Source organism: Citrobacter sp. S55_ASV_140 (genome assembly GCF_018919505.1).
Classification (GTDB): Bacteria; Pseudomonadota; Gammaproteobacteria; order Enterobacterales; family Enterobacteriaceae; genus Citrobacter; species Citrobacter werkmanii.
Window position 1 is genome coordinate 1 of sequence record NZ_JAHLQZ010000183.1, and the last position, 7704, is coordinate 7704.

Below are 7704 nucleotides of genomic sequence, written 5' to 3' on the forward strand. Positions count from 1 at the left end.
GATGTACCGTGGTAACTAAAACTATTGCGATTACGATGGGAGATCCGGCGGGGATTGGTCCGGAAATTATTGTTAAAGCACTGCGTGAAGATGACCTTAATGGCGCCCCGCTGGTGGTGGTTGGGTGCCTGCAAACTCTGCAGCGATTACAGGCCCAGGGGCTGGCTGAAGGGGTGACATTCCGTGCAATCGAAAAGGTTGCTGATGCCCGATTCGAACCGGGTACGATTCATGTGATTGATGAACCGTTGGCGCAACCCGACGAACTGGTCCCGGGAACAGTGCAGGCGCAGGCAGGCGATCTGGCCTATCGCTGTGTAAAACGGGCGACGGAACTGGCGATGAAGGGCGATGTGCACGCTATTGCGACCGCGCCGTTGAATAAAGAAGCATTACATCTTGGCGGACACAATTATCCCGGACATACGGAACTGCTGGCAACGTTGACGGAAAGTCGTGATTACGCCATGGTGCTCTACACCGACAAGCTGAAAGTCATCCATGTTTCCACGCATATTGCTTTGCGCAAATTTCTCGATACGCTCAATGGGCAACGTGTTGAAACGGTGATTGGCATTGCCGATACCTTCCTGAAGCGCGTCGGTTTTGCGCATCCGCGTATTGCCGTCGCGGGGGTGAATCCACATGCCGGTGAGAATGGCCTGTTTGGTGATGAGGAAATCCGCATTGTCGGGCCTGCGATTGAGAATATGAAAGCGAAGGGGATGAATGTATACGGACCGTGCCCGCCGGATACTGTGTTTTTGCAGGCTTATGAAGGCCAGTACGACATGGTGGTGGCGATGTATCACGATCAGGGTCATATCCCGCTTAAGTTGCTTGGTTTTTATGATGGGGTAAATATCACGGCAGGTTTGCCGTTTATTCGTACCTCAGCCGATCACGGTACGGCATTTGATATCGCCTGGACGGGAAAAGCAAAATCTGAGAGCATGGTCGTATCGATCAAACTGGCAATGCAACTGGCGTAATTTACTGTTATGAAAGGCCAACACCGTCTGGATAAGATTGTGGCGTATTTGAAAAATCATACGCTGGTTACCGTGGAGCAACTGGTTGAGGCGGTTGACGCCTCTCCAGCAACAATCAGACGCGACCTCATCAAGCTGGATGAACAGGGCGTGATCAGCCGTAGCCACGGCGGTGTTGCCCTGCGACGTTTTGAAGCGGCGCAGCCGACTACCAATGAAAAGCAACTGCGATCGCCCGCTGAGAAACGGGCGATTGCGCGTTTTGCCGCCTCAATGGTGCATGCTGGCGATGCCGTGGTGCTTGATGCCGGTACCACAATGCTGGAGCTGGCAAAATGTCTGACCCATTTGCCGCTGCGCGTCATTACTGTTGATCTGCATATTGCCCTGTTTTTGTCAGAATTCCGCCAGATAGAAGTGACGATTGTTGGTGGGCGCATTGATGACAGCAGTCAGTCCTGCATTGGTGAGTTTGGACGGAAAATGTTGCGTAGCGTCTATCCCGATATCGCCTTTATGAGCTGTAACACCTGGAGCATGGACAAGGGTGTGACCACGCCAACGGAAGACAAAGCGGGACTGAAGCAAGAAATTATCGCCAATGCGCAACGGAAGGTATTACTGGCGGATAGCAGTAAGTATGGCGCGCATTCGTTATTTAACGTCGCGCCGCTTAGCCGCTTTACTGATATTGTTACCGATGTGAATTTACCGCAAGGCGCAAAGGCTGAATTAAAAGCGCAATCCGTGGCCCTGACGCTGGTACAGCCAGAGTAACGGCGGTGGATTATTTAACGTAAGCCAACAGGCTCAGGGAATCACGCGCCAGCGCTTTGCATTTTTTTGCCGTTGGGATGCCGATACCGCTGAGATCGCGATAGCTGTCCTCACCCAGCGCCTTCATGTTGAAGGTGTCGTAATTACTCAGGTCCCACTGGTTTTGCTGGGCAAAAAAGACCAGTGCGCGACGGATCTGCCCATTTGGCAAATTCTGGTATCCACAGTCATTTTTCAGAAAAACAAAAACTGCCGTTAAATCGGCCATATCTTCGGCTTCGGACTCGCTCAGCGCGTAGCTATTTGCGCATACGGCCATCAGGCTGCCGAACAAAACTGTTCTGAAAAACGTCTTCATTGCTTCTACCACTGCATCACGGAATTTAAACGTTAGCACACTGCGAGCGAAGCGACGACCTTTATTATTAGCCGTTTACTTGACCTTCCCGTAAGGGGAAGGCTTATGCTTAAAAGATAGCCTGCTTAAGCTGCTGAATATAAGGAAGTGATTATGCAACGTCGTGACTTTTTAAAGTACTCCGTGGCGCTGGGCGTCGCGTCAGCATTACCTCTATGGAGCCGTAGCGTATTTGCCGCCGACCGTCCGGCATTGCCCATTCCAGACCTGTTAACCGCCGATGCTTCTAATCGCATTCAGTTGATTGCACAAGTCGGGCAGTCGAGCTTTGCAGGTAAAACCGCCACGACGTGGGGATATAACGGCAATTTGCTCGGACCGGCGCTAAAGCTGAATAAAGGGCAATCGGTGACGGTGGATATCCACAACCAGCTTGCCGAAGAGACGACGTTGCACTGGCACGGACTGGAAATTCCTGGTGAAGTTGACGGTGGGCCGCAAGGTATTATCCCGGCAGGCGGGAAACGCTCTGTCACTTTCACCCCGGATCAACGGGCAGCAACCTGTTGGTTCCACCCGCATCAGCATGGCAAAACTGGTCGTCAGGTGGCGATGGGGCTGGCCGGACTGGTGCTGATTGAAGATGAAGAGATTCACAAACTACTACTGCCGAAGCAGTGGGGCATAGATGATGTGCCGGTGATTATTCAGGATAAGCAGTTTTCCGCCGATGGACAGATCAACTACCAACTGGACATGATGACCGCTGCCGTCGGCTGGTTTGGCGATACGCTGCTGACCAACGGCGCGATTTATCCTCAGCATGCCGCGCCGCGCGGTTGGCTGCGTTTGCGCCTGCTGAACGGGTGTAACGCTCGCTCGCTGAATATTGCCGCCAGCGACAATCGTCCTCTGTACGTTATTGCCAGCGATGGTGGACTGTTGGCGGAACCGGTCAAAGTCACTGAACTTCCTATGCTGATGGGCGAGCGCTTTGAAGTGCTGGTGGATGTGAGCGACGGTAAGGCGTTTGATCTGGTCACTCTTCCTGTCAGCCAGATGGGGATGGCGGTTGCGCCATTTGATAAGCCGCACCCGGTGATGCGCGTTCAGCCGCTGTTGATTACCGCTTCCGCAACGCTGCCTGATTCGCTGACATCCATGCCGTCATTGCCGTCACTGGATGGCCTGACGGTGCGCAAACTACAGCTATCTATGGATCCGATGCTCGACATGATGGGCATGCAAATGCTGATGAAGAAATACGGCGGTCAGGCGATGGCGGGTATGGATCATGGGAAGATGATGGACCATATGAATAATGACAATATGGGCCACGGGAAGATGAATCATGGCAATATGAACCATGGCAACATGGGGAACATGCAGCATGGCAACATGAAGCAGGCGGGATCATTTGATTTCCATAATGCCAACCGGATTAACGGTCTGGCGTTTGATATGAATAAACCCATGTTCGCCGCGGCGAAAGGTCAGCATGAGCGCTGGGTGATTTCTGGTCAGGGCGACATGATGCTGCATCCGTTCCATATTCACGGCACCCAGTTCCGCATTTTGTCTGAGAATGGCAAAGCGCCTGCCGCGCACCGCGCGGGATGGAAGGACACGGTACGGGTAGAAGGCGGCGTCAGCGAGGTGCTGGTGAAGTTTGACCACAATGCGCCGAAAGAGCATGCCTATATGGCGCATTGTCATCTGTTAGAGCATGAAGATACCGGCATGATGCTCGGATTCACGGTATAAAAAAAGCCGGGTGGCGGCTTCGCCTTACCCGGCCTGTATGTCGTATCCGTAGGCCCGGTAAGCTTAGCGCCACCGGGCTTTTCAGTTATTTAGCGTCGTCCGGCAAGGCGTACGCCACGATATAATCGCCCATCTTCGTGCCAAACGACCCGTGACCTCCGGCGGAGATCACCACATACTGTTTGCCATTCACTTCATAGGTCATCGGTGTCGCCTGTCCACCTGCCGGTAGACGACCTTGCCACAATTTCTCACCGTTACTCATGTTGTAGGCGCGCAGATAGTTGTCGGCGGTCGCGGCAATGAACAGCACGTTACCGGCGGTGGAAATAGGCCCCCCCAGCATTGGCATTCCCATATTGAACGGCACCTGAACCGGCATTGGGAACGGCATGCTGTCCTGCGGTGTGCCAATACGTTTTTTCCACACCACTTCATTGGTCTTCAGATCCACGGCGGAGATGTAGCCCCAGGCTGGCTGCTTACACGGCAGGCCAAATGGCGACAGGAACGGATTCAGCGTGACGCCGAACGGAACACCATACTGGGGCTGAATCCCTGATTCTGTGCCGGTGCCTTTGGCATCTTTCGGCGGCTCCATCGGATTGCCTGGACCGCGTGGGATCAGCTTCGATACAAACGGCAAGGCCATTGGGTTGGCAATCGCCACCTGACGGTTAGGATCAACGGAGATGCCGCCCCATTCGAACATCCCCAGGTTGCCAGGGAACACCAGCGTGCCCTGCTCTGAAGGCGGGGTGAAGATGCCCTCATAACGCAGTTGGTGGAACATCACGCGACACACCAACTGGTCGAACATGGTGGCGCCCCACATATCCGCGCCGCTCAAATCTTTCTGCGGACGGAAGGTGAGATCGGAGAACGGCTGGGTTTTGCTGACGTAATCACCTTTGGCTGCGCCCTGCGGCACCGGTTTTTCAGGGGCAGGTACCACCAGTTCACCATTACGGCGGTCGAGCACGAAGATGTTACCGGTTTTCGCCGGGGCGTAAATGACCGGGACTTTCTGCCCTTTAACGGTGATATCCGCCAGCGTCGGCTGCGCCGGTAAGTCCATATCCCATAGATCGTGATGAACGGTTTGATAGCTCCAGGCCAGCTTCCCGGTAGTGGCATTTAACGCCAGGATGGCGCTGGCATAACGTTCCTGCTCCGGCGTGCGGTTACCGCCCCAGATGTCCGGAGTGGTGACGCCCATGGGCAGATACACCAGATCCAGCTTCGCGTCATAGGCCGCAGGGGCCCAGGAGTTGGGTGAGTTAAAGGTGAACGTATGTTCATCTGACGGGATGAAATTGGGATCTTTGGCGCCTGGGTCGAACGCCCACAGCAGCTTACCGGTATTCACATCGAAACCACGGATAACGCCGGAGGTTTCGCGGGTGGAGAAGTTATCGGTCACCGACCCGGCAATCACGATGGTTTTATCAGTAATGATGGGCGGCGACGTCGGCTCATACAGACCCGGCGTGGTATCCGGCATGTTGGTCTGTAAGTTAAGGATGCCTTTATTGGCGAAGGTTGCGCACAGCTTGCCGGTTTCCGCGTTCAGGGCAAACAGACGGCCATCGTTCACCGGCAGGATGATGCGGCGCGGACAGTCAGCCACCACTTCCGGGCTGGCGTTATCGGCCCGTGCTTCATGATAAGAAACGCCGCGACAGGTCACGTGCTGGAAAGAGGTGTTGGTATTGAGTTGCGGATCGAAATGCCACTTCTCTTTACCACTCGCTGCATCAAGTGCAAACAGACGCTGGTGGGCGGTACACAGATAGAGCGTATCACCAACTTTGATCGGCGTGACTTCATTGGTGATTTCACCCGGATCGTTCGGCTGTTTTAAATCACCGGTACGAAATACCCAGGCTTCTTTCAATTGATGTACGTTGTCGGCGTTAATTTGTTTTAACGGTGAGTAGCGTTGACCTTCCTGATTGCGCCCGTAAGCGGGCCAGTCCTCGTCGGCCACCGGTGAAATTGCTTCGGCCGGGGTGGTATCCGCGCTCAGCGTGCCGTGTATTTCCTGCGGATCGTTGAAACCCGCCCAGGTCAGGATCCCGCCGCTAATCAGTAGTGCGACGACCAGCGCTGTTACCGCCCCGCTGGAAGGTACGATCAGATGGCGCCAGACGAACGGCAGAATCAGCCAGATACCGAAGAAGACCAGGATATCGCTACGCGGTGTTAATGCCCAGAAATCAAACCCGACTTCCCATACGCCCCAAATCATAGTGGCGAGAAGCAGGACGGCATACAGCCAAAGCGCGGAGCGTTGATTCCGCCATAGCAGGAAGGCCACGCCGACCATGGCCAGACCCGCAATAGGGTAATACCAGGAGCCACCGATGGCGACCAGCCAGCCTCCGCCAATCAGGAGATAGAGTCCACAAAGTGCGGCGAACAGAGCACTCAGTGTCACGATAAGTCGTTGGGATCGTACGTTGTTATTTGCCATAAAAAATACCATCACAGGTGTTATTTCTTTAATAGCAGTTAATTATAGGAGTTAAAACGCGTGATGATTGTCACACAATGAACTTTATCAACAGATGCCGCGGATGAATGCTTTTGCTGGTATACTGCGTGCCTTGCGCTTAGATGCTCGCTTATTAAAAGTAAGCATTGAGTGATTTGTTTTTAAATCATATGGTTAGAGATATGAAACATACTGTTGAAGTCATGATCCCGGAAGCGGAGATCAAAGCGCGTATTGCTGAACTGGGACGTCAGATTAACGAACGTTATAAGGACAGCGGCAGCGATATGGTGCTGGTTGGTCTGTTACGCGGTTCATTTATGTTTATGGCGGACCTGTGCCGTGAAGTGCATGTCTCCCACGAAGTCGATTTCATGACTGCATCCAGTTATGGCAGCGGAATGTCTACCACGCGCGATGTTAAAATCCTGAAAGACCTGGATGAAGACATTCGTGGCAAAGACGTGCTGATTGTTGAAGACATCATCGACTCTGGCAACACGCTGTCTAAAGTGCGTGAGATTTTGAGCCTGCGCGAGCCGAAATCCCTGGCTATCTGTACGCTGCTGGATAAACCTTCCCGTCGTGAAGTGGATGTCCCGGTTGAGTTTATCGGATTCTCTATTCCAGATGAGTTTGTGGTCGGCTACGGCATTGACTATGCCCAGCGTTATCGCCATCTGCCGTACGTTGGCAAAGTAGTGCTGCTGGACGAGTAATTGGCTGAAGTGCCTGATGGCGCTTCGCTTATCAGGCCTACGGCGCAGGTTTGTAGGCCGGGTAAGGCATAGCCGCCTCCCGGCAATGTCACATTATTTATGGTTGCAGTGTTTCTGGCTGAGGTTAGATAAGCCCTGGCGATAGCGCTGCTCCAGCGTTTCGCGGCTGGTGGCGGTGACGTCGAGATCGCGCAGCAGGCCATCATGAATACCGTAGGCCCAGCCGTGAATCGTGACTTTCTGACCGCGCTTCCAGGCGGATCGCATAATCGTTGAATGACCCAGGTTATAGACCTGCTCCATGACATTCAGTTCGCACAGAGTGTCCATGCGGCGTTCCTGCGGCATTTCGCCCAGCAGTGAGCTGTGTTTAAACCAGATATCGCGAATATGCAGTAACCAGTTATCAATTAGCCCCTGTTCTTTATTTTCAATAGCCGCCTGGACGCCGCCACATCCGTAGTGGCCGCAAATAATAATATGTTCCACTTCCAGCACATCCACCGCATACTGAACCACTGAGAGGCAGTTCAGGTCGGTGTGAATAACCAGATTGGCAACATTACGGTGGACGAATAATTCGCCCGGTTCCAGACC

The 7704-nt window shown here is 53.5% G+C and carries 7 protein-coding genes; 4 read left to right on the forward strand and 3 right to left on the reverse strand.

Going from position 1 to position 7704, the window contains the following annotated elements; genetic code table 11:
• Positions 1 to 8 precede the first annotated feature (8 nt).
• Together KQJ18_RS19455 and KQJ18_RS19460 are read left to right on the forward strand one after the other, a co-directional pair.
• Complete coding sequence (locus tag KQJ18_RS19455) at positions 9 to 992, forward strand: D-threonate 4-phosphate dehydrogenase (RefSeq protein WP_216422531.1); 984 nt, start codon at positions 9 to 11, stop codon at positions 990 to 992.
• A gap of 9 nt (positions 993 to 1001) precedes the next feature.
• Positions 1002 to 1769, forward strand: a complete 768-nt coding sequence (locus tag KQJ18_RS19460; protein ID WP_038637298.1) for a DeoR/GlpR family DNA-binding transcription regulator — start codon at positions 1002 to 1004, stop codon at positions 1767 to 1769.
• A gap of 10 nt (positions 1770 to 1779) precedes the next feature.
• Here KQJ18_RS19460 and KQJ18_RS19465 read toward each other — a convergent pair whose 3' ends face one another.
• On the reverse strand, positions 1780 to 2127 hold the full coding sequence (locus tag KQJ18_RS19465; protein ID WP_003018667.1) for a YacC family pilotin-like protein: 348 nt from the start codon (positions 2125 to 2127) through the stop codon (positions 1780 to 1782).
• A gap of 153 nt (positions 2128 to 2280) precedes the next feature.
• Between KQJ18_RS19465 and cueO the strand changes: the two genes are divergently transcribed.
• Positions 2281 to 3891, forward strand: a complete 1611-nt coding sequence (gene cueO / locus KQJ18_RS19470; protein ID WP_121528589.1) for a multicopper oxidase CueO — start codon at positions 2281 to 2283, stop codon at positions 3889 to 3891.
• Positions 3892 to 3976: 85 nt separating this feature from the next.
• Here cueO and KQJ18_RS19475 read toward each other — a convergent pair whose 3' ends face one another.
• The gene (locus KQJ18_RS19475) at positions 3977 to 6367 is read right to left on the reverse strand and encodes a glucose/quinate/shikimate family membrane-bound PQQ-dependent dehydrogenase (RefSeq protein ID WP_216422528.1); all 2391 of its coding nucleotides are present in this window, start codon (positions 6365 to 6367) and stop codon (positions 3977 to 3979) included.
• A 203-nt stretch (positions 6368 to 6570) separates the two neighbouring features.
• On the opposite strand from KQJ18_RS19475, the gene hpt reads away from it, so the two are divergent.
• Entirely contained in the window at positions 6571 to 7107 is a 537-nt protein-coding gene (hpt, locus tag KQJ18_RS19480) for a hypoxanthine phosphoribosyltransferase (protein ID WP_042312274.1), read from the forward strand.
• Between the two features lie 93 nt (positions 7108 to 7200).
• Here the strand turns inward: hpt and can are convergent.
• Positions 7201 to 7704, reverse strand: a 504-nt coding sequence (gene can / locus KQJ18_RS19485) for a carbonate dehydratase (protein WP_216422530.1), incomplete at its 5' end; no start/stop codon positions are given.

Bases quoted from the DNA above. Each gene is read 5' to 3' on its own strand.
- hpt (WP_042312274.1), top strand. From the start codon at position 6,571: ATGAAACATACTGTTGAAGTCATGATCCCGGAAGCGGAGATCAAAGCG.
- KQJ18_RS19460 (WP_038637298.1), top strand. From the start codon at position 1,002: ATGAAAGGCCAACACCGTCTGGATAAGATTGTGGCGTATTTGAAAAAT.
- KQJ18_RS19475 (WP_216422528.1), bottom strand. From the start codon at position 6,367: ATGGCAAATAACAACGTACGATCCCAACGACTTATCGTGACACTGAGT.
- cueO (WP_121528589.1), top strand. From the start codon at position 2,281: ATGCAACGTCGTGACTTTTTAAAGTACTCCGTGGCGCTGGGCGTCGCG.
- KQJ18_RS19465 (WP_003018667.1), bottom strand. From the start codon at position 2,127: ATGAAGACGTTTTTCAGAACAGTTTTGTTCGGCAGCCTGATGGCCGTA.